The organism is Maricaulis maris (assembly GCF_003634045.1).
In the GTDB taxonomy this organism is placed as follows: domain Bacteria; phylum Pseudomonadota; class Alphaproteobacteria; order Caulobacterales; family Maricaulaceae; genus Maricaulis; species Maricaulis maris.
Genome location: NZ_RBIM01000005.1, coordinates 16901 through 40833, shown reverse-complemented (window position 1 = coordinate 40833; position 23933 = coordinate 16901). Strand labels below are relative to the sequence as shown.

General features: G+C 60.2%; 24 protein-coding genes. 8 read left to right on the top strand and 16 right to left on the bottom strand.

Features of this window, described 5'->3' with window-relative positions:
• The first annotated feature begins 154 nt into the window (after nucleotides 1–154).
• Nucleotides 155–766, top strand: a complete 612-nt coding sequence (locus C7435_RS10965; protein ID WP_121211510.1) for a type II toxin-antitoxin system RelB family anti-toxin — start codon at nucleotides 155–157, stop codon at nucleotides 764–766.
• Between the two features lie 62 nt (nucleotides 767–828).
• Nucleotides 829–1278: a flagellar basal body-associated FliL family protein gene (locus C7435_RS10960; protein WP_075189156.1), complete on the top strand. Its 450-nt coding sequence runs from the start codon at nucleotides 829–831 to the stop codon at nucleotides 1276–1278.
• Between the two features lie 16 nt (nucleotides 1279–1294).
• Here C7435_RS10960 and C7435_RS10955 read toward each other — a convergent pair whose 3' ends face one another.
• Together C7435_RS10955 and bioB are read right to left on the bottom strand one after the other, a co-directional pair.
• Nucleotides 1295–1573 carry a 4a-hydroxytetrahydrobiopterin dehydratase gene (locus C7435_RS10955; protein ID WP_121211508.1) on the bottom strand — a complete coding sequence of 93 codons (279 nt, stop codon included), beginning with the start codon at nucleotides 1571–1573 and terminating at the stop codon, nucleotides 1295–1297.
• A 20-nt stretch (nucleotides 1574–1593) separates the two neighbouring features.
• Complete coding sequence (gene bioB, locus C7435_RS10950) at nucleotides 1594–2598, bottom strand: biotin synthase BioB (protein WP_121211506.1); 1005 nt, start codon at nucleotides 2596–2598, stop codon at nucleotides 1594–1596.
• Between bioB and C7435_RS10945 the strand changes: the two genes are divergently transcribed.
• Nucleotides 2597–3010, top strand: a complete 414-nt coding sequence (locus C7435_RS10945) for a VanZ family protein (RefSeq protein WP_121211504.1) — start codon at nucleotides 2597–2599, stop codon at nucleotides 3008–3010. The genes bioB and C7435_RS10945 overlap by 2 nt on opposite strands.
• A 58-nt stretch (nucleotides 3011–3068) precedes the next feature.
• Here the strand turns inward: C7435_RS10945 and C7435_RS10940 are convergent, their stop codons facing one another.
• Nucleotides 3069–4520, bottom strand: a complete 1452-nt coding sequence (locus C7435_RS10940) for an alanine/glycine:cation symporter family protein (protein ID WP_121211503.1) — start codon at nucleotides 4518–4520, stop codon at nucleotides 3069–3071.
• A 155-nt stretch (nucleotides 4521–4675) separates the two neighbouring features.
• Between C7435_RS10940 and C7435_RS10935 the strand changes: the two genes are divergently transcribed.
• A complete protein-coding gene (locus C7435_RS10935; RefSeq protein ID WP_121211501.1) occupies nucleotides 4676–6013 on the top strand; it encodes a S41 family peptidase in 1338 nt (445 codons plus the stop codon).
• 32 nt (nucleotides 6014–6045) lie between these two features.
• Here C7435_RS10935 and C7435_RS10930 read toward each other — a convergent pair whose 3' ends face one another.
• A complete protein-coding gene (locus tag C7435_RS10930; protein ID WP_121211500.1) occupies nucleotides 6046–6954 on the bottom strand; it encodes a lipid II:glycine glycyltransferase FemX in 909 nt (302 codons plus the stop codon).
• 60 nt (nucleotides 6955–7014) lie between these two features.
• Between C7435_RS10930 and C7435_RS10925 the strand changes: the two genes are divergently transcribed.
• Together C7435_RS10925 and C7435_RS10920 are read left to right on the top strand one after the other, a co-directional pair.
• Entirely contained in the window at nucleotides 7015–7197 is a 183-nt protein-coding gene (locus tag C7435_RS10925) for a hypothetical protein (RefSeq protein WP_075189162.1), read from the top strand.
• Nucleotides 7198–7275: 78 nt separating this feature from the next.
• Nucleotides 7276–7752, top strand: coding sequence for a nuclear transport factor 2 family protein (locus C7435_RS10920; RefSeq protein ID WP_121211498.1), 477 nt, complete (start codon nucleotides 7276–7278; stop codon nucleotides 7750–7752).
• Nucleotides 7753–8410: 658 nt separating this feature from the next.
• Here the strand turns inward: C7435_RS10920 and C7435_RS10915 are convergent.
• From C7435_RS10915 to C7435_RS10900, 4 genes are read right to left on the bottom strand one after another with little or no spacing between them, the layout of a single operon-like run.
• A complete protein-coding gene (locus tag C7435_RS10915) occupies nucleotides 8411–10612 on the bottom strand; it encodes a TniQ family protein (protein WP_233350754.1) in 2202 nt (733 codons plus the stop codon).
• A gap of 23 nt (nucleotides 10613–10635) precedes the next feature.
• A complete protein-coding gene (locus C7435_RS10910; protein ID WP_121211494.1) occupies nucleotides 10636–11538 on the bottom strand; it encodes a TniB family NTP-binding protein in 903 nt (300 codons plus the stop codon).
• Complete coding sequence (locus tag C7435_RS10905; RefSeq protein ID WP_121211493.1) at nucleotides 11531–13735, bottom strand: TnsB C-terminal domain-containing protein; 2205 nt, start codon at nucleotides 13733–13735, stop codon at nucleotides 11531–11533. The genes C7435_RS10910 and C7435_RS10905 overlap by 8 nt, the downstream gene beginning before the upstream one ends.
• Nucleotides 13732–14487, bottom strand: coding sequence for a hypothetical protein (locus C7435_RS10900; protein ID WP_147422681.1), 756 nt, complete (start codon nucleotides 14485–14487; stop codon nucleotides 13732–13734). The genes C7435_RS10905 and C7435_RS10900 overlap by 4 nt, the downstream gene beginning before the upstream one ends.
• A gap of 410 nt (nucleotides 14488–14897) precedes the next feature.
• Here C7435_RS10900 and C7435_RS16970 point away from each other — a divergent pair, with 410 nt between their 5' ends.
• The gene (locus C7435_RS16970) at nucleotides 14898–15152 is read left to right on the top strand and encodes a hypothetical protein (RefSeq protein WP_047158062.1); all 255 of its coding nucleotides are present in this window, start codon (nucleotides 14898–14900) and stop codon (nucleotides 15150–15152) included.
• A 1519-nt stretch (nucleotides 15153–16671) separates the two neighbouring features.
• Entirely contained in the window at nucleotides 16672–16998 is a 327-nt protein-coding gene (locus tag C7435_RS10885) for a copper-binding protein (protein ID WP_121211487.1), read from the top strand.
• Between the two features lie 11 nt (nucleotides 16999–17009).
• On the opposite strand, the gene C7435_RS10880 is transcribed toward C7435_RS10885, so the two are convergent.
• The 8 genes from C7435_RS10880 to C7435_RS10845 form a co-directional block, all read right to left on the bottom strand.
• Nucleotides 17010–18026: an acyltransferase family protein gene (locus tag C7435_RS10880; protein WP_267896459.1), complete on the bottom strand. Its 1017-nt coding sequence runs from the start codon at nucleotides 18024–18026 to the stop codon at nucleotides 17010–17012.
• A 138-nt stretch (nucleotides 18027–18164) separates the two neighbouring features.
• Nucleotides 18165–18887, bottom strand: coding sequence for a PepSY domain-containing protein (locus C7435_RS10875; RefSeq protein ID WP_121211483.1), 723 nt, complete (start codon nucleotides 18885–18887; stop codon nucleotides 18165–18167).
• A 57-nt stretch (nucleotides 18888–18944) separates the two neighbouring features.
• Nucleotides 18945–19514: an RNA polymerase sigma factor gene (locus C7435_RS10870; RefSeq protein WP_170150442.1), complete on the bottom strand. Its 570-nt coding sequence runs from the start codon at nucleotides 19512–19514 to the stop codon at nucleotides 18945–18947.
• Nucleotides 19501–19935 carry a periplasmic heavy metal sensor gene (locus tag C7435_RS10865; protein WP_121211479.1) on the bottom strand — a complete coding sequence of 145 codons (435 nt, stop codon included), beginning with the start codon at nucleotides 19933–19935 and terminating at the stop codon, nucleotides 19501–19503. The genes C7435_RS10870 and C7435_RS10865 overlap by 14 nt, the downstream gene beginning before the upstream one ends.
• Nucleotides 19932–20237, bottom strand: a complete 306-nt coding sequence (locus tag C7435_RS10860; protein WP_121211477.1) for a hypothetical protein — start codon at nucleotides 20235–20237, stop codon at nucleotides 19932–19934. The genes C7435_RS10865 and C7435_RS10860 overlap by 4 nt, the downstream gene beginning before the upstream one ends.
• Before the next feature lie 12 nt (nucleotides 20238–20249).
• The gene (locus C7435_RS10855) at nucleotides 20250–20693 is read right to left on the bottom strand and encodes a nuclear transport factor 2 family protein (protein ID WP_170150441.1); all 444 of its coding nucleotides are present in this window, start codon (nucleotides 20691–20693) and stop codon (nucleotides 20250–20252) included.
• Between the two features lie 32 nt (nucleotides 20694–20725).
• Nucleotides 20726–21328: a DUF2231 domain-containing protein gene (locus C7435_RS10850; protein WP_147422680.1), complete on the bottom strand. Its 603-nt coding sequence runs from the start codon at nucleotides 21326–21328 to the stop codon at nucleotides 20726–20728.
• Between the two features lie 207 nt (nucleotides 21329–21535).
• Nucleotides 21536–23854 (bottom strand): heavy metal translocating P-type ATPase, encoded by a 2319-nt coding sequence (locus C7435_RS10845; RefSeq protein ID WP_121211472.1) that lies wholly within the window; start codon nucleotides 23852–23854, stop codon nucleotides 21536–21538.
• Between the last annotated feature and the right edge of the window lie 79 nt (nucleotides 23855–23933).

Genomic DNA, 23933 nt, shown 5'->3' with positions numbered 1-23933 from the left:
ACTCCCGTGTCCACGACCGCGTGGGCAAGGTTCCAACGGAAAGGCTGCCATGGATGAGCGTCGCCTGCGTGTGTTCCAGCTCACACCCGCTGGCATTTCGCCTTGCACGTCGGCGTGGCGGATATACACCTAATTTTAGTACTGGATTGGCCGGATGGGGACGGTTTTGGACTGGGGCAAGTCACTGCGCGCCTACCGGGCGCGGCTGGGCATCAATCAACAGCGCCTGGCCGACCAAATCGGGGTGAGCCAACCGCAGGTCTCGCGCATCGAAGCCGGCGCGGCGGCGCCGCGCGACGATGTGGCCAGTGCGATCCGGGCCTTATTAGAGCGCCCCGATAATCGCAGCCTGTTCGACGGCCTGATGACCGCCATCCAGTTTTGCCCGCATGTCGTCTGCCTGGTGCAGGCGGCGGACGACAATATGCGTTATGTCGCCCTGTCACGCGGCTTTCGCGAACATCCGCAATTCCGCACGATCGAGGTTGGCCAAACCGTCCGCAAGGAGGCCAGTCGCAATGGCGAAACGCTGGTGCTCGACATGATGGGGTCGGGCATATTTGACGGTGATGTCACCGCCATCGACGCGGTTTGGGAGGCGGAAATCGATCGTCATCGCTATCAGTGGCAAGGCATAATGACGCCAATCAGATCCGGTGAGGGCGGCTGGTATCTGCACTGCGCAATGAAGGCGCTCGACGCCGGCACCTTTGCCCGCCGCATGGCCGCACGCGACAGGCCGATGATCGTGCACACGCTGAACTGAGCCGCGCAACCGCCCGGCCATGCGCGAACCCTTCCTTTACCGCCGCGTGTTATCCACAAGGCATGAAAGCACCTGCCCTCCTCCTGCCGGGTCTGCTCGGCCTGTTGCTCACAACCGTCGTGCCGGCTTCCGCAGCCCTGGCAGCACCGCCGGCCGAGGAATCAACGGACGAGAACCGGCACCGCTCGATCACCTCGTCAGACACCTACATGCCGCTGCCGCCGCTGACTGCAACGGTTCAGTCCAATCGACGCGCCCAGGGCCTGATGCAGATCGAGGCCGGGCTGGAAATTTCCGACACCCGCCTGCGTCGCCGCGTCGAGATGTACATGCCGCGCCTGCGCAACGCCTATATCTCGGCCCTGTCGATCTATACCGGCATGCATTATCGCTATGGCGATGTGCCGGACGCCGACCGGATTTCGCAAATCCTGCAGGAAGCCACCGACATGACGCTGGGCCAGGAAGGCGCGGAAGTCCTGATCGGCATGATCATCATCCACGCCGACTGATACCGCCACTGGCTGCCTAGCTGGTGATCGCGTCCATGAAACCGGCCAGTTCGACATCAAGGCCGGTCACCCCGCCCGCATCATGCGTGGCCAGGGTGATGTCGACCTTGTTCCAGACATTGAACCATTCGGGATGATGATTCATCGCCTCGGCCTTGACCGCGACGCGGCTCATGAAGCCCCACGCCTGGTTGAAATCGGTGAACTCGAAGACTTTGCGAATGGCGTCTCGGCCATCGACGACTTGCCAGCCGGACAATTGCGCCAACGCCGCCTGCGCCCCGATCCTGTCCATCACCGTCTCCCTGTCGCTGTCTATTCCGCCGGAACCGAACCGGTCGCACCAAGGCTCATCGGCTCGATGCCCAGGGCCTTGAACAGGTCGAAATCCTCATTCCGTTCCGGGTTCGGCGTGGTCAGCAATTCTTCGCCGACAAAGATCGAATTGGCACCAGCCAGGAAACACAAAGCCTGCAATTCCCGGCTCATGCCCTCACGACCCGCCGACAGGCGGACCATGGAGCGCGGCATCAGGATGCGGGCCGTCGCGATGGTGCGGACGAAATCAATCCCGTCGAGCGGCTTGCTGTCGCCCAGCGGTGTGTCGGGCACGGCGACCAGGTGGTTGATCGGCACGCTTTCGGGATGCGGGTCCATCGAGGCGAGCTCGGTGAGCAGGCCGATGCGGGCCGCCTCATCCTCGCCCATGCCGACAATCCCGCCGGTGCAGACATGGATGCCGGCGCCACGAACACGGGCCAGCGTGTCGAGCCGGTCCTGATAGGTCCGGGTCGAGATCACCCGGCCATAATCTTCCGGCGCCGTGTCCAGATTGTGGTTGTAATAGTCCAGCCCGGCATCGCGCAGGCGTTCGGCCTGACCGTCGCCGAGCATGCCGAGCGTGACACAGGTTTCCATGCCGAGCGATTTGACGCCCTCGATCATGGCGCAGACCTTGTCCTCGTCCCGCGTCTTCAACTCGCGCCAGGCGGCGCCCATGCAGAAACGCGTCGCGCCGCCGTCCTTGGCCTTTTTCGCCGCACTCATGACATCATCGAGCGGCATCAGCTTGGAGGCGGCCAGGCCGGTGTCAAAATGGGCCGACTGGTTGCAATAGCCGCAGTCCTCGGCACAGCCCCCGGTCTTGATCGACAGGAGCTGGCTGGTTTGCACCTGATTGGCCGGGTGGCACTTCCTGTGCACGGACTGCGCCGCAAAGATGAGATCGTTGAACGGTGCGCGGTAGATTTCGCCGGCGCTTTCGCGGGTCCAGTCCGTGCGGACCTGCGTCAGTTGGTCGATATCGTTGAGAAGGCTCATGGAAGATCAGTCCCGAAAAATGACACCGGAAACTAGGAAGACCGGCGCGCCGCGTCCAGACATGACACTGCGCTGGGCTGCCCGGATACTGTTTGTCGTCGCCATTGTGCTCATCACCGACCTCGCCCTGCAACCGGGAAGCGCGCTGCCGCCACGCCTGTTCGGCTCGGACAAGCTGGAACATTTCGGTGCGTTCGCGGTGCTGGCCGTGCTCGCCCGTATTGCCTGGCCAAGCCTCCCGCGATGGTTCGGGCTACTGATTCTGGTTGGATATGGCGGCACGATCGAGTGGCTTCAGGCGCACGGCGATGCCGGTCGAACCGCGTCAATGGCAGACCTGGTGGCTGACATGATCGGCGCGGTCGCTGGCCTTGGGCTTGCCTGGCTGGCGGGCCGCAACCAGGCACACTGATCCGGACATAAAAAGGGCCCCGCCAAGGCAGGGCCCTTTCTCGTGCGCGTCAACCAAGTCAGGCCGACGGCGTCTCATCGCTGGTCTTGGCACCTTTTTCGAGCTTGTCGAAATAGGCCTTGGTCATCTTGAAGACCAAGGGCGAGAGCACCAGCAGTGCAATCAGGTTTGGCGCAGCCATGAGCCCGGTCAGCGTGTCCGTCGTGAGCCAGACCGTGTTCATCAGCTGGGTGACGTTGTCGCCGGCATAGAGCAGGAAGGTAGCGCCGAGGATCATGCCGATCCAGGCCAGGCGGAAGGGAATGATGACCTTTTCGCCGAGCAGGTATTCGGCACAACGCTCACCATAATAGGACCAGCCGAGGATGGTGGTGAAGGCGAACAGTGCCAGCGCCCAGGTCACAAAGTGATCGCCAAAGCCCGGCAATGCGTCGGCGAAGGCCGCCGTCGTGATGCGGGCACCCGTGTCGCAGATTTCCGGGACATTGCCGCCCAGGGCGATCAGACCGGCATCACACTCGGTCGGGATGACCCCGGAGGTGAGAATGGCCAGGCCGGTGATCGAACACACCATGATCGTATCGATGAACGTGCCGAGCATGGCGATGATGCCCTGATCAACCGGATCATTGTTCTGGGCTGCCGCATGCGCGATCGGGGCCGACCCCTGACCGGCCTCGTTGGAGAAGATGCCGCGCGCCACACCACGCTGCATGGCCAACATCAACAGAGCACCGGAGAAGCCGCCTGCCGCCGCACCGAAACCGAATGCGTGCGAGAAGATGCTGGCGAACGCTGCCGGGACGGCCTCGATGTTCATCACAACCACGACCAAGCCGAGTGCGATATAAGTGATCGCCATCGCCGGCACGACTTTTTCTGCCACACTGGCGATCCGCTTGATGCCGCCCAGGATGACCATCCCGGCCAGAACCGCGATCACGCCACCGGTGATGTAATAATCAACGCCATAAGTGTCGCCGACCGTACGCACGACTTCCGCCGTCTGGATCGCATTGCCCGTGCCCAGACCGGCCATGACGCCGAAGAAGGCGAACAGTCCGCCGAGCCAGACCCACTTCTTGCCCATGCCGTTCTTGATATAATACATCGGCCCGCCGACGCGGCGGCCGTCGGCGTCAACCTCGCGGAATTTTACCGCCAGCACGCCTTCGGAAAACTTGGTGGCCATGCCGACCAGGGCGGTCATCCACATCCAGAACAGGGCGCCGGGTCCACCGATCGCGATGGCCACCGCAACACCGGCGATATTGCCGGTACCGATGGTCGAAGACAGCGCGGTCATCAGGGCCTGGAACGGCGTGACATCGCCATCGCCCTCAGACTTGCGCCCCTTCAACAACTCGCCAAACGCGAAACCGATCTTGCGGAGGGGCATGAAGCCCAGCCCGATGGTCAGATACAGACCGGTGCCGAGCAGAAGCAGCAGCATTGGCGGCCCCCACACGAAGCCGTTGACCATATCGACATATCCAGAAATGACGTTCATGCCGTTCCCCATGTTTTTGCTGCGCGCACATTAGGAAGTTGTCGCGGGGTGTGGAAAGGGTTTTCTGCGCCTTGATGTCAGCATTGTGAGCGCGAATTAAGTTGAGCGATTGCTGTTTTCAGGAAAGTTTTCCGCCCAGCACGGGGAGCATTTCCATGATCAAGTCCATCACGACCAGCCTCGCATTCAGTCTTGCTCTGACCGCCATATCCATGCCTGTCGCGGCCCAAACGCCGCTGTCGGCCAGCGATCGCGAGCGAGCGATCGGCGAGCTGTCGCAGATCATCGAAGACGAATTCTTCGACGCCGAGCGCGCGACCGCAATCGCTGCAGACCTGCGCGCCGCGGAAGTGGCCGGCGCCTTTGACGCGATCACGGACGGGGAGGGGCTCGCCACAGCCCTGACGACCCGCCTGTCTGCCGAAGACCGTCATTTCGGTGTCAATCATGTCGGCCGTGACGCGGCCGCGGCTGCGATGGCGGGGCCGCGCCGCCGCGAAAGCGACCCGTCCGACGCGCGCCCTGCTGACCCTTGGGCGCCCCTGCGTCGCCAGAATTTCGGCTTCGCCCGGGTCGAGATCCTGGCCGGCAATATCGGCTATATCGACCTGCGCCAGTTTGCGCCGATCGCGCCGGCAGAACAGACCGCCCGCGCGGCCCTGGAATTCGTCGCCGGGACCGACGCCGTGATCTTCGATGTCCGCCAGAATGGCGGCGGCGCGCCGTCAATGGTGCAATATCTGATCAGCCATTTCCTGGAGCCGGGCGGCGATACGCTGATCAACACCTTCGTGTCGCGCGACTATGAATACCCCAACCAACTGTGGTCCCTGCCATCGCATCCGGCCGGACACCGACCCGACGTGCCGCTCTATGTGCTGACCAGTGCCCGCACCGGCTCGGCCGGCGAGGCCTTCCCCTACCATCTCCAGGCTTTGGAACGGGCGACCCTGATCGGCGAGACCACCTATGGCGCCGGCAATCCGGGTGGCACCTATTTCACCGCGTCCGGCTTTGCCATCTTCGTGTCGACCGGCTCGGCCCGCAATCCGATCACCGGCACCAATTGGGAAAGCACCGGCGTAACCCCGCATATCGCAACCAGCGCCGATGCCGCCCTCGATACCGCCCTGTCACAGGCCTACGCAACGCTTTTGGAAGGCGAGCTGGATGACGGCGCCCGGCTGACACTGGAATGGGCGCTCGAAGGCCTGTCTGCCAGCGCTGACCCGGTCATCCTGACCACATCGGAGCTGGCCCGCTATGCCGGCGAGTACGGCATCCGGGCATTCAGCGTCGAGGACGGCCGACTGGCCTACAGCCGCGACGGCCGCCCCGCGGCCGCGCTCGAACCGCTCGGCAATCACCGTTTCCGGCTCGCGGGTGACGATGATGCCCGCTTTGTCTTTGTGGTCGAGGCATCCGGTGCGGCGTCACGGATGGACCTTCATCTTGCTGACGGACGCGTCTTGCGCAACACCCGCAACGACTAGACCGGCTTGGCGAGCATGGCTGTCTTTCAGCGCTAGAGATAGGTCCCGGCCAGCGTGGTCACGGCACCTCCGGTACCGATCTTGAAGCGGGCAATGCCCGCACCGGATGTCGTGTTGACACCGCCCAGGTCAAGCTGGCGGACGCCTCTTTGCTGAAGCCTTTCGATGGCCTGCCACAGCAACAGATTATGGGCGCTGCTCTGGCGAAATTCCGGATCAAGCCAGCCCAGATGATAGGTCGCGGCGCAGCCATGGATGAGGAAGAGCATGGCCGCACGCTTTTGCTTGCCCTCGTCAATCCGCAATACGATAAGGCTTTCACGGTCCGGTTTGGCGGCAATATAGTCCGGGATCAGCGCGGCCGGGGTCGCCCGGTAACCGCGCTCGGCACGCTGTGCTTCTTCCGTTTCGAGCAACCAGCGGTATTGCGCCAGCTTGGTGCCGTTGACGACAACCTTGGCCCCTGATTTTTCCGCCGACCGCAACCGGTTGCGCCACTTCCCGTCGGCCGCGGCCAGCAGCGTTTCTGCCGGCTGTGTCAGGTCGAGCATGACGGTGGAATATCCCGTCATCACCCGGCTCATCCGGTGGACACCCGCCGCCGCGACCTCGTCCGGCGTAAACATGACAATGCGCGGCCATGGCAGACCCAACCCGGCCTTCAAGGCCTTGTAGGCCTCGGCCTTTCCGGCCGGCGTCACCGCTTCCAGCCAGACCGGTCCGCGGGTGCACAAGGCCATGCCGACCAGACCGCCGACACGGCGCACCGTGAACTGGGCCAGTCCGACCAGCACGCCATCCTCGACCAGCCCGGCCCGGATCACCCGCCCGCCAAGGGCGGCCACGGCGTCGCCATAGCTCCAGTCCTGTTGCAGGGCGGCGGGCTTGGCCATCAGGGCCAGGTCCCAGGTCGGCTGATTGATCGAGAGGTCGATATGCATGACAGGAAGCGTTAGGGAAATCCGGTTAACGAGAGTTAAGTATAGAGCATCGGAGGCCATATGTTTGCCAAGCGTCCTGAAACCGTCATGGGTCACCGCATCGCCGAACCGCGCCCCACCCTGATGGCTGTGTGGCTCGCCTTTCTCTATATCGGTTTGCCGCTACTGGTCGTCACTGGCCTCCTGGATCTGGCGATGCAGGTTTTTTTCGGGATTTGCACCGGGCTTTGGTGTCTGAATTGACGTACGGACGCCAACAAATTGGCGACAGGGACGTCATGGCGTGATTGTGTGAACCAGATTTGTGGAGGGGATCCCAGCATGAGATTGATGATAGTCGCCGTCGCGGCCCTGGCCGCTTCTGCCTGTTTTCCAGGTGACCAGAGCGCCGAGACGGGCGAAGAGTCTGCCGCCGTGGCGCAAGCCATCTATGACGCCTTCGCTATCGGCGATGTGCCCGCCTTCACGGCCTTGCTCGATCCGGAAATTGTCTGGAACGAGGCCGAGAATTTCCCCTATGACGGCGGCAATCCCTATATCGGGCCGGACGCCGTCGTGGGTGGTGTGATCGGACCGATCGCCAACGGTTGGGACGGCTTCGCGGCCACGCCGGAAAACATGATCGCACAAGGCAATCGGGTCGCCGTGATGGGGCGCTATACGGGCACCTTCAACGCCACGGGAACGGCCATGGACGCCCAGTTCGTCCACGTCTGGACGATCGAGAATGGTCGCGCGGTCGCCTTCCAGCAATACGCCGACACCTGGCAGGCTCGCCAGGTCATGAGCCTGGACTGATTGGCCGCCTGACCGCTGACCGACCAATGCAGGTCGGGCTTGCTGTATCGAGGCTTCCGCAAAGCGGATTGCCGAGAGGTCCGGAAGATCGCGCATCTGGTGGGGGACCAGCCTCGTCCCCCACTGCCCTGAGCGCATTCCATATGACCATCGACCCCGGCACCTAAGATGGCGTCAGGCTCAGGTCGAGCGGAGCGGGAACCAGGGAAAGAATGGCGCATCTCAGAAGCGCCAATTCGAACCCAACGGGTTCGCAAGCGCGACCGCGCGTCGGCCGGTCAGGCCGCCCCTTCGGAGACGTCCGCGCAGCGGACTGTCGCGAGATAAGAAAAATGGCGCACCTTGAGGGATCAGGTTCAAACCCCACAGCCCTGAGCGCGTTCCATGTGAGCATCGACCCCGGCACCGAAATTGGTATCAGGCTCGGGTCGAGCGGAGCGGGAACAAAAAAAGAAATGTTGGACGTCACAAGTCGTTGGACGTTGCGCAAGTACATTCAATATCTTAGCCGAAGCGTGCGTCCAATTTGGCTAGACCAAACGTCAAATCAGTTTGGACAAAACGTCTCATTCAGCAGAACAAGTTGGATCTTCCTCTCATCGGGCAAAAAAGCGCCGCCCCAGTTGGGGGCGGCCCTTAGACGATTTGGCTGTATCGATTAGAGGTAGCGGTGAAGTTCGTGCGCACGACCCACAATTCGGTCGACGAGATGAGAGGTTTCAGACTCCGGCGAAACACCGAATCCAACACCATCAACGAGTACGAAGCCGCCACCAGGTTCCCGCCGCACTTCGGCTCCAGGCCAGATCTTCTCAGGCTCAACAGCAGCAGCGAGGATCTTCCGCAAACGGCCGCCCTCATTGACAGACCTGAACAATGCCACAAGGTCATAGCGATCAAGTGTCGGCTTGCGGGTAACTTTGAATGACCAATTCCGCGATGTCGCCTCCACTACAATCGCAGGATCAGTAATCACGCGAGCTGTTCCAGGCACCGATGCCGATGCGAACTTCTCGGTAAGTTCATCGCGCAGTACCTCAAGGGCTTGGAAGCCGGTGCGACTCTCTAGCCTAATGCCCACAAGACTGTGAACCTGTTCCCGAGAGACGAAACAAACTACACGTTTCCCATACTCGTTGATCGGCTCCACGCCTTTTTTTCTGAGCAACTTGAGCGCGCTCCGCGCAGAGCATCTCAACAACGGGGCATAATCAGCCGCCCTGGCGTAGGCGTCCTCGAATGCATCGAGAGACGCCTCGCAAATCCGTGATCGGCCAGATTCATCCTCGACAATCTTCAGGTAAGAAAGCTCAACCAGCTGGGCCAAACCGTCAGTTTCCGTTCCGAGACGTGCCTTTGCTTTCGCGAACGTGATTGCGTTCTTGATCTGGGCACCGGGCCGAAGGCGTGTCTTTTGGAAATAGGCGACCCTCGCACCATGGAAGAACGGCGCATCTTGATCATAATCGATCAGGCCAATGGTATTATTCCGAATGAGCTGTGAATAGGCTGCGGGGAGCGAGATGCCGACTTTAGCGGCAAACGACGCGAGAGGCATTCCCTTGGGGTCGAAGCCCTCGCGCCGCCCCTGGTGCGCCCGGGCGATAAAGGCTTTGATCGCGTCTTCCTGGAAATAGCGCTGCCCATCACACCGGAAGTCCATTTTGAGGGTCCCCCTGCTGACCAGCTCGTCGACCTCATCAATTGTGCAGCCCAGCTCCGCCGCGACGTGCTCCAAAGATAAAGCGGTGGCAATATAGCGCCTGACAGCATCGATGTTGTCACTACTGAGGCGATAAGCCCGTGTGTGAGCGCATCGCTGAGTCGGAACCGCCGCCGCCTCCAAAATCTTGCGCAGATATTTGCTTTCGAGCTTCAAGTCAGTAGCGACTGATTCCAAAGTCCAGGCCCCGTCCGCGCCGTCATGTTGAGACAGCCTGCCGGAGGGAGTAGCAAGACCACTACGAACCCGAACTTCGCCAAAGCAATCGCTGACCAGCGTACGCAAGCCTTCCGTTGGAATGGTGCGAGTGAGCTGCGGGGCGTAGTGGCAGCGCGAGTGATAGCGAGTCTGATCGGAATCAGGCTGCAGCCACTTAGCCTCCGCGAGAAATTTCACGATTGCGTCTCGGCCCGCAAGCAGTGACGGAAAACTGAACTGCGCCAAATTTCGGAGCTCACATGGTGTGTGCGAAGGCGATTCTATCCCTCGGTGGAGCTTGGTCAGGACGACCGCAGCCCGGAGAACGGAATGCAAGGACTGTCCAGCAAAGTGAGAAGGCTCTGCCGTCTCCACCCCCGTTACCTTGTTGAAGACGTGACGATCCAACGCGGTGGCGGGGTAGGGTATGGCGTGGTCTTGGCCAATCATTACACCCCGCTGGGTCCAGCCGGCCTCCGGGTACCGCCAATCAATCGGGTCGCCGTCGAGTCCCTCGATCAGCCTCACGTCATGGATGGGGCATGCGGCCACCGGCACGATGTCGAACCAAATCCGGATATAGCGCTCTTCCTCCAGGCAGAGCGGGCAGACCCGGCGTCGACCCTTCGAGAACGTCCGACTGGGGAGCAGATGACCGCAGATTTCATAGCCTTGAGTCGTGCGCCTGGGCGTGTTCCAGGCGAGTTCGTCGCTACCGTAGATGGGGAGTTGGTTCACAACCTCCAACTGCTCGTCGAAATCCCAGTCTAGTCCGTTCAGGCCTAGCGAGAGCAGAAAGGCCTCGGTACTGAACGCGTAGTTGGCGGTCGCTGCCCGCTGCAAAAATCCGTAAACGGGCTCGTGCGGATAGACCTCACCCGGCCAGTTCGACATGGGAAGCCTAGCGATATCCACTACGTCTTGATGGGCACTGACCATCTTATTTCCTTCCATTGCCGCGGTCATGAGAGCGACGGGTCGTTGCGGAATGGATTGAAAACCTCATTGGGGCGCTTGCGATCGTCGTATGCCTCCGCGAAATGGCAGAGTTCCAGCCTATCCGAACCGGCTTCGAGCGCGATTTCGCCCGCGGCGATCATGTAGACCTTGAGGATGCCGATACATCCTTTTGTCGCTTTGAAGAGTCGGCTCGAAAAATCCATTGAGGCAAAATCAGAGAGCTCGAACGGCATTTCCTCGTCGAACTTGTGACAAAGGACCCGAAAATGCTGGCAGTCTACGGGGTCCGTCCAGTCGTAGGGACGCAGCCGCTTGTAAGGCAGGCCGCCGCGCCCGATGAGCTGAGAATCCTCTGCGATGATCGAATAAGTCTCCGGCAGTCCGATGCAAAGGATGTTGAACTGATTGAGGTTGAGCATCTTGCGCAGCAGTTTGCGCGAAAAACTAAGCACCTTCCTGTTCTTCTCAGGGAAGAGCTCCTGAGCCTCATCAAAGATGACAAACTGAACTTCCGACCGTTGGAGTTCCCGCAGGATCGCCAGGATTAAGTTGGAGTTAGTCATCCGCAGCGAGACCTGCATGCCAAGTCCGCTGGCGATGCTGTCCAGCACTGCGCGAGCTCCGCCCTCGATGGGAGAATCGACCAGCAAAACGCTGCGCTTAATCCCATCTGCTCCGATCTCCGGCTTGTATTCCGCCAGAACTTCAGATGCGCCGTAAGTCTTACCGGTCCGGCTTTCGCCGATCAGCGCACAGATATTGCCCCGACCCGGCACTCCACCTTCGACGGGTTTGAAGAATCGCCTAATGGCCTTCGTTGCTTGCTGATGGTTGGCATGGTCAACGAAGATGTTTGTCATCTGCCTCTGACGATCCGCCGGCAGCCGTTCCTTGAAGTCACGCATCACTTCTACTCCCTGAATTGACTTGCGCGGCGAGCATGAGGATCTCGTCCATGTCGTCGCTCCCGGCAGCCGAGTTGATTTCGATCTTGGAAATTTGGGTTTCGCCGGTAGAAGGCGTTTCCAAACCGGTGGTCGGATCCGAGGTCACAAGCACAGGCTCTTCGTGGACTGCGGTCAGGGGTATGAGATCTGCTTCGCCTCCACACTGATCCTCGAATACGAGCTCGCTTACGCCCGGATGGGCACGGTTGCCGTAGAGATAGCGGGTGAGCTTGCGTTCGAGTTGCTTGCGGCGGCCCGACCGGAGGGCACCCATCCCTGCATTTATCAGGGCCGCCCTAGCCTTCCAGAGCGCTTCCGGGTCGCTGCGGTGTTCCTCCCGCATCAGCTCGTGCTCGCGGCAAAGCCGGTGCTGGAAAACAGAGAGCCCCTTGGTGTACTTCCGCCACTTGTCGACGACCGGAAGCTCGATGACCTCTTTGGCGTGATGGTTGTAGAGGTACACCTTAGAGACATCGTAGGGATCGCGGCGGACGTGGTACTTGGCTGAACAAGCCTTGGACGACTGACCTCTGTGATCGGGATGGGCGAGAATGCGATCCAGGTCAGGCGACCAGTACCTGATATGATCCCATTCAACGCCGTACTTCTGGACCGTACGCTCGGCGGTCTGCCCAGCGAGCGCGATGAAGAGCTCCTCGCTGGGAAGGCTCGGGCTGTCGAGAAGGTCCAGCTTGTCTCGCCACGCGTCGATCGGTGCCCTTGGAACCCCCGGCGCCCTGCCGAGTCCCCGGTTCGGCCGCCGATTGTAGTCCGTGACGATCCATTTGGTCGCGAGATCACGAAACTCTGACAGCGTCAAAACAGGCGCCTCCGGCTCCTCGTAATCGCGGTGCTGAACCGCGTTAGAGTGGGTCGTGCCGGGGAAGCGGTGGCTAAAGCGCGCCACTTCGCGCATGAAGCGTTCGACAAGGCCCTTGTGCCAGGGTTCACGCGGGGGAAGGCGAATGAGATTGAAGCCCAGGTCCGCAGCAGCGGCCAAGAGGTGACCGTTGGCAAACTCTCTTCCGTTGTCGATGTAGAGATTCTCAATCCGGCCCATACAAGGCCAGTCTTCGTCATTGAGGCCATCGATATGGTCAATGCGCTTCTGAAAGATTGCATTGCGCAGACCGTCTAGAACGGAAGCGTAGCCCGGGACGTCGAACGAGATCGAAAACCCGACAACCATGCGGGTGGCGCGGTCCAGAAACGCGATAAGGTAAGGACGTCCGAGAATGACGCGGTTGTCGTCGACGAGAATGAGATCCACAGGCGTAAAATCGACCTCAACCTCGCCGTAAGGGCGATCAGGCAACCCACGCGTCTGGTAGCTCTGGCAATTCTTACGCGCATAGTATGTGCCTATACGTCCCGCCTGTTTCACGAAAGGCGACACCTTCCTGCGAATCTCGCGCTCAAGCGTCGACAGGCTCGGCGGCGTCAGAAGTCCTTTCTCGTCGAGGTGTTTGAGCGGAGCGGACTCGCTATATTTCTTGCCTTCCGCCGAGCGGTTGACGTCAGAGATGTAGCTCAGTGCCTCGAGGTGAGCATCTTTTATCGAACCGCCCTGAAGGTACCGGTCGACAGCGCGATCAAGCGCGACCTTTTTCGCTTCGGGGAGCCTTGAGCCCCTTTTTCCCTTCAGGTCATGACGCGGAGCGTAAGCGGCGAGGCCGATTTCTTGGAAATGGGCGTCGTGCAAGCGCTTCCAGTTGAGCACCGAGGTAGGCGAGGGCGAGGTTTCCTCACCGCGTTCAAGGGCTTTCTCGGCGATCCGATCCTTGAGCCACTTCCGGCTTGTTCGAAATCCGGTCGGATGCTGCATCACATATTTCACGTAGTCATGTTTGAGCGCCGCGGCGGCTCGCGCGTGTGGGTCTTCCAGGTGCGGTGCCATCGGAGAAAGGGGTGGGCACATAGATGATCGGGATCGGTATTTAAGTTTCCCAGAGCCATAGAGGTCGACCAACCGAAGATCGGTTTCGATCAGCAATTCTTGTGTCTCGAGGTGAATAAGTATCCACTTGTCGCGTTGGCGCTTTTGGACAAAGTGCTCCTCACCGTTAATCCAAACACTATCGCCGACAACAAGTCTCAGCCGGGGATAGAGATTGCCATGTGGAACCTCGACTGATTTGAGGTGAGAACTGGTCATTCAGCGGCCTCATTGAACCGCACTTCAGTGTTGCGCCCATACTTTGCGCCTGAAGCGAGTACGACCTCGCCGGCAAGGCCCAAGCGCATTACCGAGCCAAAGGCCTCGGCCATCTGACAACGCGCTTCGATTGATGCTTCTTCGCAGAGTTGGCCGATGCTTGAGACGCCGCCGTGTGCTTCAAGCGTACGTCGCACCGTGTATTCACTCGACGGATCCTGCGGTGCATGCCGGTGGCGGTACATCGTCCGCGCGTTTGACAGCCTGGGCTCTGCGTAAAGGTCGCGCTCCGTCCAGACGAGCAATTCAACGCCGTGATCAAAACGATATGCTTGGCGAATAGCGGCTACTCGCGACACCCATTGGTCCGCTTCAGCGAAGTAGCTTGCCTTCGTGTCAATAGCAAAAAGGCGTTCGTCTTTATTCAAAGCGATGAAATCAGGTGTGTATTCACGCCTAACTCGCCCGCTATTATTGCTTTCCATCCAATAGAGGAGCGGATTCGGCTGGCAGACATAGTATTGAATGCGAGGGTCTACCGAAAGAAGGAGGTGGCCTAAGCTTTCGAGGTGGCTTTCAAACGGCGCGTATGAATTCAGGCATTTGGGAGTTTTGGCGAAAATCCCGTCGCGTGCGACCCAAACCTTTCCGGGCTTCCAAGTTCTCGTGGGCTCCGCGCCTTGATAGAGTCCGAGCTGGCGAAATTTTGAAGCGCGGCTTCCCCGCGGCGCGAATGTGGCTTTATCGGTCATGACCATAATTTGCGATGACGAGTAAAAATTGTCAATGTCAATTTAAGGAAGTTGACAAATTTTTTTAGTCTATGGTTAATGCTCGCGGCTGGGCAAGGACAAGAGCTGCAATGAAGTTCGAAATTGAAGAGACATTACACGGACCTAAGCGAGTTGCGGAAATGACGAGCTTGGCAATGGACGGTCAACGGAACTGGCGACACCGAGGGCACCTAGGTCCGAGCGATGGCACGCGTGGAAAAATGAGGACAAGGTCCGTCGCGGCTCTCGCGGTCCGCGCTTGGGCTTCGTCACTTGGCTTTCCGCCGCGCGAAAGTGAGCAGCTGGGCCAAGCAACAGCGGCGAGCGTATTATACGCTGCTATTATCAACTCGCCTTCGACACTGAAAGTAGAGGGGACACGCTCAGCAGTGGCCGAGTTTTTCGCGCAATATTCCGAGCACGACCATATCGCACGGGGCGTGAGCGGTCTCGGCGACACTCAGCAAGTTATCTCAATTACTTGGGCGGACAACGGCCCGCCAGAGCTCAACAAGAACGTGCCGGGAGCAAACGAGCTCGATGAAGTGATCGCGATGCGACAGTTAAATTTGATCGCACTCGGCGACTGGGTCGCTGATCAAGCTGATCATCCACTCTTTCTGATCAAAGCTCTCGACGCCTGATCTAATCCTATTGAGAGACTCATCTACTAGTGCGTTTTGGAGGGCAGGCACCTCGCCTGACGGGAAGACCACTTGGCGTTCTAAAAACTCCAACGAAATGGCTCAGAAACCTTCGATAGACGCTCAACCCTGCAAATCAATAAGCCTTCTAGGGCGGCCACCAGCTCGATGCGCCACGAGCCTCGCGCACAGCTGGTAGATCGCGCCCGCCAAATTTTACCCAGATTGAACAGGTGTCGGCTTAGGTGGGGCCGACTACGTAAAGCCCGCCCCACTTCAGCCGGGGCCCGAGAGAGCTGAAACCCTGCTATGCTTAGGCTAGGCTATCCAAAGGATTCCCATGCCTCGCGAGCTGGCTTCACTTCAAAAGCCGACCTCGGTCGCTCCGCAGTATAGCTCGTATGCTTCACGCGTAGCGAACCAGTTGGGAGATCACGGATCAAGTCAGTGTGACCGTAGGTAGGACGAAACCACTCGGAAAGTTCGAATGGGCGCAGGATCAAGGGAAACCATGGCGTCGCTCGACCAATGTCCGCCGGCGACTGAACGATACAAGGCCAGAACACCGGATCAGCATCATAGCTCCTGGCGCGGTACACCTCACCAGCGAGAAATAAGATAGATCCCTCTGCACTAGTGACATCCAGGTGACCGTCAAAATTAAAACTACGACAATCGCCCTCAATCGCCGCGATGGCTAGGACTGCCCGCTCCGTCGATTGCATGTACGGCTCGGACTGAGTGATGCGAACACTCTCGGCATCGTCTGGAAAGCGCTCGCAGCGGACCATGCGGCGGGAGATACTGCCAGGTTGCCCGAAGAAGCACGGGAAATGCTGATCCAGGGCCTGCCGCTTTCCACCGACCCATTCCGGAATGCGTCTGGGCGAGCCCGCGTGGCCAACCCACTCACTGAGCGACGCAATAGCCGTTTCTTCCGACGGCAGGCGGAGACAAAAGAGCCGCAACGGCGACCTCCATATTTTCTGAATAAGAGTTGTGATGACCATACCACAGAATTCCAATAATGCAAGAAAAACAATAAGTTCCAATTGGCAACGGCGCGGTGACAACAGGAAAGTTGAGCGAACCGACGCCCCATAGTTGTCGCCTGACAAGAAGACGCCGGCTGAAGCGCGGGCGCCGATTTGGCAACGCGATCTCCCCACTGTCGGGTCAATTCATGTAGACATGGATGTCATTGCCCGGGACACCTTGCGTTTCACACGTTCAACCAACAGCGCATCTTCCCCGGCGCTACGGGAAGAACTCGAGCATCCCGCAAATTCCAAACCAACTAGATGCGGACTATTTCAAAATGCACCTTAAACCCGCAGCTGCCAGATTGCCCATGTGATGCGGCGCGCTTCCTCATAGGCCGGTGATATCTTGTTTTGCTGGGCTTACGCTCGGGGTAAAGTCGGCGCTGGCCAACGTGCTGGCGGCTTGCTTGCGTGAGGGGTGACGCCAGTTTGCGCGTAATGCTGAAGTCCCTTCATCAACCCAGAAATGAGACCCCATGATCACACTTATTGCCGCGTCTGCCCTGATCTTCACGACAGTCGACCACCATGATCAGCCTAGCCACGATGGAAACCATCACGGGCATACCGAGGCCAGCTCGACGGTCGCGGCGGAGGTGCGGACAGCCGACGCTGATGGGCGCACTGCTGTCGTCAGTCATGAAGCTCTTACCGAGCTGGGCATGTCGGCCATGACGATGCGCTTCTCTGTAGCTGAGACCGTGGATTTCGATCTCTTCCGGCCAGGTGCACACCTGATGATTACCGTCGTGAATACTGCGGACGGGTTCCAGATCGCTGACGCCGAATTATCACACCACTGACCATGCCGGCCTCAGGGGGATGGCCGCATCCCCTTGAAAGCCAGCTCCAACCAGCGGCCCAATCCAGCCTTGCCCGCCAAGCTGGGCTTCTCGATCCAGGACCAGGACGCGGCGGAAATCAAAAGCGTAACGGGAATTGAATAAATGGCGACCTCCAGCGGGTCCGCCGCTGGATACCAGTACAGCACCACCTGCATGACCGGATAATGCCAGATATAAATACCATAGGACCAGTCGGGCAGGCGGGCGCCGGTCGGCCAGCGCCCCAGCCCTGCAAAGGCGACCGCAAACAATATGGACGCCAGTGTGAGGTTGAGAAATACCTCTGCCAAGGGATGACTGCCCAACGCAATCCAGACCGGCAATACAATTAGGGTCGGCCAAGGAAGAACCGGAATCTTTTCACGCCAAACATGAACCAGCATGCCCAGAGTGAACGCCGACGCCAGACGCAGGCCGCTCTCGATCATGGCCGGCGCATCGGACCAGAAGGACCGGACGACCAAATAAGCGGCGGTCACTCCGACAAAAAGGAAAAGTTTAGCGCCCCGCCCCCAAGGCAGCGGAGAGAAGAAAATCAGCGCAGCACCAGCATAGGCCAGCACCTCATAGCGCAAGGTCCAGAGAGTCGCCGAGAACTCGCCCGCCCAAGGATTGTCCGAGAAGATGCCTGCGGGGCCCTGGCTCGTATCAAGAAAGCCAAGTACTTGGACGGGAAAGCTCAACGTCTGCAATGAGCCGAAATAAGATGCGGCGCTCAGGTCTGTTACAACTGGACCAATGGCCAGGACGGCCAGAAGCGAAAGAGCGAGCAACGCTGGCCAGATCCGAAGCATGCGCGCCGCGGCGAACTGGAATGGATTGGATCGACGCTCGAGACTGTCGGCGATCAGAAAACCGCTCAGGACGAAAAAAGCATTTACCGCCGCATAACTGAGCGACCAGCCATTGATGACCAATGGGGGCGGCAACGTGGGCCCCTGCGTAACGATAATTGCATGTTCAGCAAGCACGGCAGCCGCCAACACCAGACGGATCGGCGTGAGCCGATTGTCGCGACCCGCGAATGCCGTCCCGATCGTTATCAAACCTGCGATGTCAGTCCCTCCATCGGCCCTTGCCAGAATACGCGGAGGACGCGCGCATCCCTCAAGCCGACGATCTGCTTAACGGCGCTTTGCCAATTCCATTCGGACCAAGCGCTGCAAACGCAAGACGAGCAAAAGCAAGCCGGCGAGCACCGTAACCAATGCAAACACCGACGCTGTGATCAGCAGGGGATTGTTGAAGTTTTCCCGCTCCTCATAGTCCATGATGTGGAGCATCCAGAAGAAGTCGAAGACGCGCCAGGTATCATTCCTGCGCGCAGTCACCATCCCTGTCTCCGGAGACACATAGATGCGCGTGCCCTCGCCATCCGCGAAATCGATCCGCCAGGCCGACCCGGAGCGACGGTATTCCCAGCTCGGTTCATCGAAGAATCGAACGGCAGCGATTTCCGGTCGATCAGCATGATCGGCGCTGGCTATCTCAATCGCCATTTCACGGGAAATCGGTGTGAGGCGTTCCCCTGTCTCGGCGTCCACGAGTACGCTCGCCCCGCTCAGTTCGGTGACACAGTAAACGACACGGCCCTGCCATACGCGCAGATCGATAGCTTCAAGCGCCCCTCCGATCGCGAGGTCAGAGAGTGCGGCCTGCACTGGCAGGACCCCTGACACATCGAGCGCCGGTGCCGTGAACTCCGCGATGTTGTGTTCCCCGCGAACCCGGTCCAGCGGCAAGGCGCTCATCACAACGCCGCCGGCAATCCATAGTACGATCTGAATTCCGACCACCAGGGCGAGCCACTTGTGAATGCGAAGGGTCCAGCGAAGCAGCACGGTCATGGGGGCCTCCGGGGCGATCTGCGAGCAATCAGAACGTCCCGTACGCAGCCCATCGGGTTATCCCTCAGGCGGAAAGCTGTCCCGCAACCGCCTGCGCGCCCGGTAGACACGCACTTCCGCAGCCTTTTCAGACAAGCCCATGACCGATCCGATTTCAGCGTGGCTCATCCCGTCGATTACGGAAAGCAAGAGCGGTGTCCGCAAACCCTCGGGCATGGCTTGGATGGCAGTATTCACGCGCGCCAGCTCATCCCGGTCAGAAACGATCCGTTCAGGTGTGGTCGGATCGACTGGCGCGGGCACCGAAGGTTCTTCCAGGCCTATCCAGTTGCGCACCGCGCGGCGGCGATGATGGTCCTTCGCCTTGTTCCGGGCGATCACAAACATCCAGGTTACGAAGGCGCGGGTCTCGTCGAAGCGGTGAAGGTTTCGGTGGATGGCGATAAAAGTGTTCTGCGCAACATCGTCGGCATCGGACCGACTGCCGAGCTGCCGTTCGAGGAAATTCACCAGCCGGGGCGCGTGGCGTTGCATCAGGCGATTGAAGGCCATTCGATCGCCCGCCCGCGCCCGGCAAGCCAATTGTTCGTCGCTGGGCGTCAGACCGGGGGCGTCAGCGTTCGGCATCAAGGGCCGCCGCCAGGCGCGCATCGAATATTTCGCGCTGCTCGACGTCCATCACGGCGCGCATGGCGAGGATGTGATTGAGCGTGGACAGCTGCAATTCGCCCATCACATCATGAAGGGCCTCTGCAGCCTCGACGACTTCCGGTGACATTTCCCGACTTTCCATCAAGGACGTGCCGATCGCGTGCCGGGCCTCTGCCAGTCGTTGGTCGAAGGCAGATTTTTCGCGAGCAAAATCCGCCTCCAAGGCCTCGATTTCCGCTTCCTGATCGCGGGTCAAATGGAGCTGGCCGTGAATCACGGCGTGAAGGCTGACCGTCACGGTATCGGAACGATTGCCTAGCTGAGCGCCCAGCCACACGCCTGCCAGTCCGCCCAGAAGCCCCAAGATTGCCGCTGTAACGCCTGCGCGCCAGATCACAGCTCAGTCCCCTCGCCCATTAGGGTTGTCAAAGGCAATTCGGCACGGGCGCCAAATACAGCGAGCAAGTCGGGCTCGCCAGACGGAGCCAGGCCAACCCCGACGACGCTACCGACCAGTAGCGCCAGAACGGCAGGTGCGGCACGGATCGCCAGGCCAGTTGATAGCCCCGAAATGTCCGGCACACGACGAGCCGGCGCTTCAAGACCGTCCCAAACATTCTTCTGGAAGCGCTCGAGGTCCAGACTTGTATGATCGGCAGCGATCCGTTCCAGGACATCATTCATGTGTTCATCGGACATCAAAGCCCTCCGTCAGGATGTGTGTAGATGGGCAAGCTTCCACCCATCTCCGGTGCGGACCAGAATAGCGGTGCCGTGGGCATCCCGTTCACGGGCCTCGCCCCGGACTTCATACTCCATCCGGATGTCGAAGGTCGCAAATGCCATTTCCTGATCAACTTGGACAGAATACCCTGACCAGTCGTACACATGGAATGTCACGTGCTCGGCGGCAAATTCGGGCACGAGATGGTGGTCGCGATATACGGCCCAGCCGATATCACTGCCACTTCCCTCGAAAATGGTGAAGTCTTCCCCCTCCGCCATCACCCAGCGTTCGGCCGCCGCGACATCCTCGTCCGACAGGGCGCCGGAATAGTTTTCCAAAACCTGTTCGATCTCGTCCACCTCGTTCGCGAGGGCCGGTGTCGAAAGGCTCGTAGCCAAAACCATCGTCAAAGCCAAAGTACGATGCATCATCAATCTCCTTTGAGGGTCTCGAATTCGGGTCAGCCACCGAACAGGTGGCGCAAGCCGCCATGGGCGAGCGCTCCGCCAAGAAAGCCGTTGAGCATGAGGGCTGCGGCAAGTCCGAACAGCATCAGCGAGAAGAGAAGCGCCGGCGTCTGGCTGTCAGTCTTGCGCGACCATTCCCCCAGCAGTGCAAGCCCGGCCAATCCGACCAAAAGGCCGGTGCCGATGACCCGGTGCGCTAACATCACCCCCGTCTCGCCGGTTGCCATTGGCCCCGAATGAGCCCAACCCAGCAGGACAGCGAGCGCTCCTGTCGCCGCGCCTGTCCAAACGAGAAAGCGGACCGTTTCCGCTCCAGCGGGCAAACGCCCAGCCAATGAGAGTGCCTGTGCGAGGGCAGCGGCGAGGATCAGGCCAATCGGGAAATGTACTGCAACAGAGTGGAAAGCCCCGAGTCGCGACATGGCCCGCTCGAAAGGCGTCGAAGCGCCCCGTTCACCCCAATGGGCGTGCCCGGCCGTCGTCGGGGACAACGCGTCAGCGTGATCAAGCTCATCCATATGAGGAGACTCTTCGCCATCATGCACATGATCCGACCCAACCATCTGCATGGCAGCCGGTTCGGACGTCGGTCTCACGCTTGTCTCAGCCTCTCGTGACGTGGTCGCCGGCTCAACTTGTCCGGCAGCGGGCGGATCGTGTTCCGCAGGCGGATGGCTCCATCCGGCGGCGGACAAGCCGGCCGCTGCAACGATGGCACACACCGCCATCATGCCTATTCGAAATCCGGACACGCGTATCTCCACCTTGGTTTGATGGAGATACGCACGTCCACGAGTTTTCCCTCAGCCCAAGCGGACCGACCTCAAGCGCAGGGAGTTCGTGATGACCGAGACGGAGGACAGGCTCATCGCCGCAGCCGCTATCATTGGTGACAACATGATGCCGAAGACCGGGTAGAGAATGCCGGCCGCCACCGGGACGCCAGCAGCATTGTAAACCAGGGCAAAAAACAGGTTCTCGCGGATATTGCGCATAGTCGCGAGGGCAAGCTTGCGGGCCCTGACAATGCCGGTCAGATCGCCTTTCACAAGGGTCAGGCCCGCGCTCTCGATCGCCACATCAGCGCCAGTCCCCATGGCAATGCCGACATCAGCCTGCGCAAGGGCGGGCGCGTCATTGACGCCATCGCCGGCCATGGCGACCCTGCACCCGTCCGCCTGGAGCTCTTCCACGATCCGGGCCTTGTCACGCGGCAATACATCAGCCCGCACATCGTTCAGCCCGAGCCTGGCCGCAACCGATCTGGCCGTGCGCTCATTGTCGCCGGTTGCCATCACCAGCCGGAAACCCAGTTCTTGAAGATCTTCAAGCGCCTGGGCCGCGCTCGGTTTGATCGGATCGACCACGCAGACCATGCCGGCCAGTTGGCCTTCAATCGCAACAAACATCACGGTCTCACCTTCGTCCCGGCGAGCATTGGCGTCGGCGGTTGCGGTCTCACTGACCGAAATGCCCGCGGCATCCATGAGCGCAGCATTGCCAAGAGCAATAGCCTTTCCGGAGACCCGGCCTGTCACGCCCTTGCCCGTGATGGCCTCGAACTGGTCGGCGACTTCCATCGTCGCCCCGCGACTCTTGGCGCCTTGTACTATGGCCTCCGCGAGTGGATGCTCGGACCCGCGCTCGAGGCTTGCGGCCATTTGCAGGACGTCATCCTCCAGATGGCCCGCGAACGCGATCACGGCCGCGAGTTCGGGGCGCCCCATGGTCAGCGTACCGGTCTTGTCGACAATCAGTGTATCAACCTTGGCGAATCGTTCGAGCGCCTCAGCATTCTTGATCAGAACTCCGGCCTGGGCGCCTCGCCCCGTTGCGGTCATCACGGACATGGGCGTGGCCAAGCCCAGTGCGCAGGGACAGGCGATGATCAAGACGGAAACGGCCGCGATAAGGCCATAGGCCGAAGCCGGTTCAGGTCCCCAGACCGACCAGGAAATGAACGCGATCGCCGCGACGACGATCACGGCCGGCACAAAACGACCCGACGCCATGTCAGCGAACTTTTGGATGGGCGCTCGGCTGCGCTGGGCATTGGCAACCATTTCCACGATCTGGCTCAACACCGTGTCTTTGCCGACCCGGCGAGCCGCAATCACAAGACTCCCATTGCCGTTGACCGTCGCCCCGGTGACCGCCTCGCCCTTGACCTTCTCGACCGGGACGGGCTCACCGGAAATCATCGATTCATCGACCGAGGACCGGCCGTCGACCACAACACCATCGGCCGGAATTTTTTCGCCCGGACGGACACGCAAATGGTCGCCCTCACGGATATGCTCGAGAGGCACTTCCTCGTCGTCCCCATCCACATTGACCCGCAATGCCGTCTTGGGCGCCAGATCCAGAAGGGCCCGGATCGCCGAACCGGTCTGTTCCCGGGCCCGCAACTCCATCAACTGCCCGAGCAGCACCAGAACGATAATCACCGCCGCCGCTTCAAAATAGACGCCCACATGACCGTTCGCGTGGCGGAAGGCGTCCGGAAATAGTCCAGGCGCCAACACCGCCACCACACTGAAAAGATAGGCCGCACCGGTTCCCATCGCGATCAGGGTGAACATGTTGAGATGACGGTTAATGACTGACTTCACGCCACGCTCGAAAAAAGGCCAACCCGACCACAGGACGACAGGTGTTGCCAGAACCAGCTCAGCCCAAGCCGCGCGGGTCTCACCCAAGGCTTCGCGCAGGAAGCCGAGACCAAGCATCGGCCCCATCGCCAGAACCAGGACCGGAAGGGTCAGGGCGGCACCGAACCAGAAGCGACGTGTGAAGTCGATTAACTCAGGATTGGGCCCCTCTTGACCGGTTGGCACCCCCATCGGCTCGAGCGCCATGCCGCAGATCGGGCAATCACCCGGCTCGTCGCGAATGATCTCGGGATCCATTGGACAGGTGTATGTCGTACCTGCCGGCATGTCTTCATACGCGTCACGATGGGCTCCGCTTAAAAAATGCTCGGGATCCTCAGCGAAACGATCATGACAGCGCTGCGAGCAGAAATGGTATGCGTCTCCCGCGTGCTCGTAGCTGGGCTTGCCGGCACCCAGCCGCACCTCCATGCCGCAGACCGGATCGGTCGCGACGGGCTGGTGATGCATATGTTCGTCGGCCTTATCTGATGTGCAATGCTGACAACTCATCGGGCAGTCCTCCTTTGGATTTCCCGGTTGTGAGGCT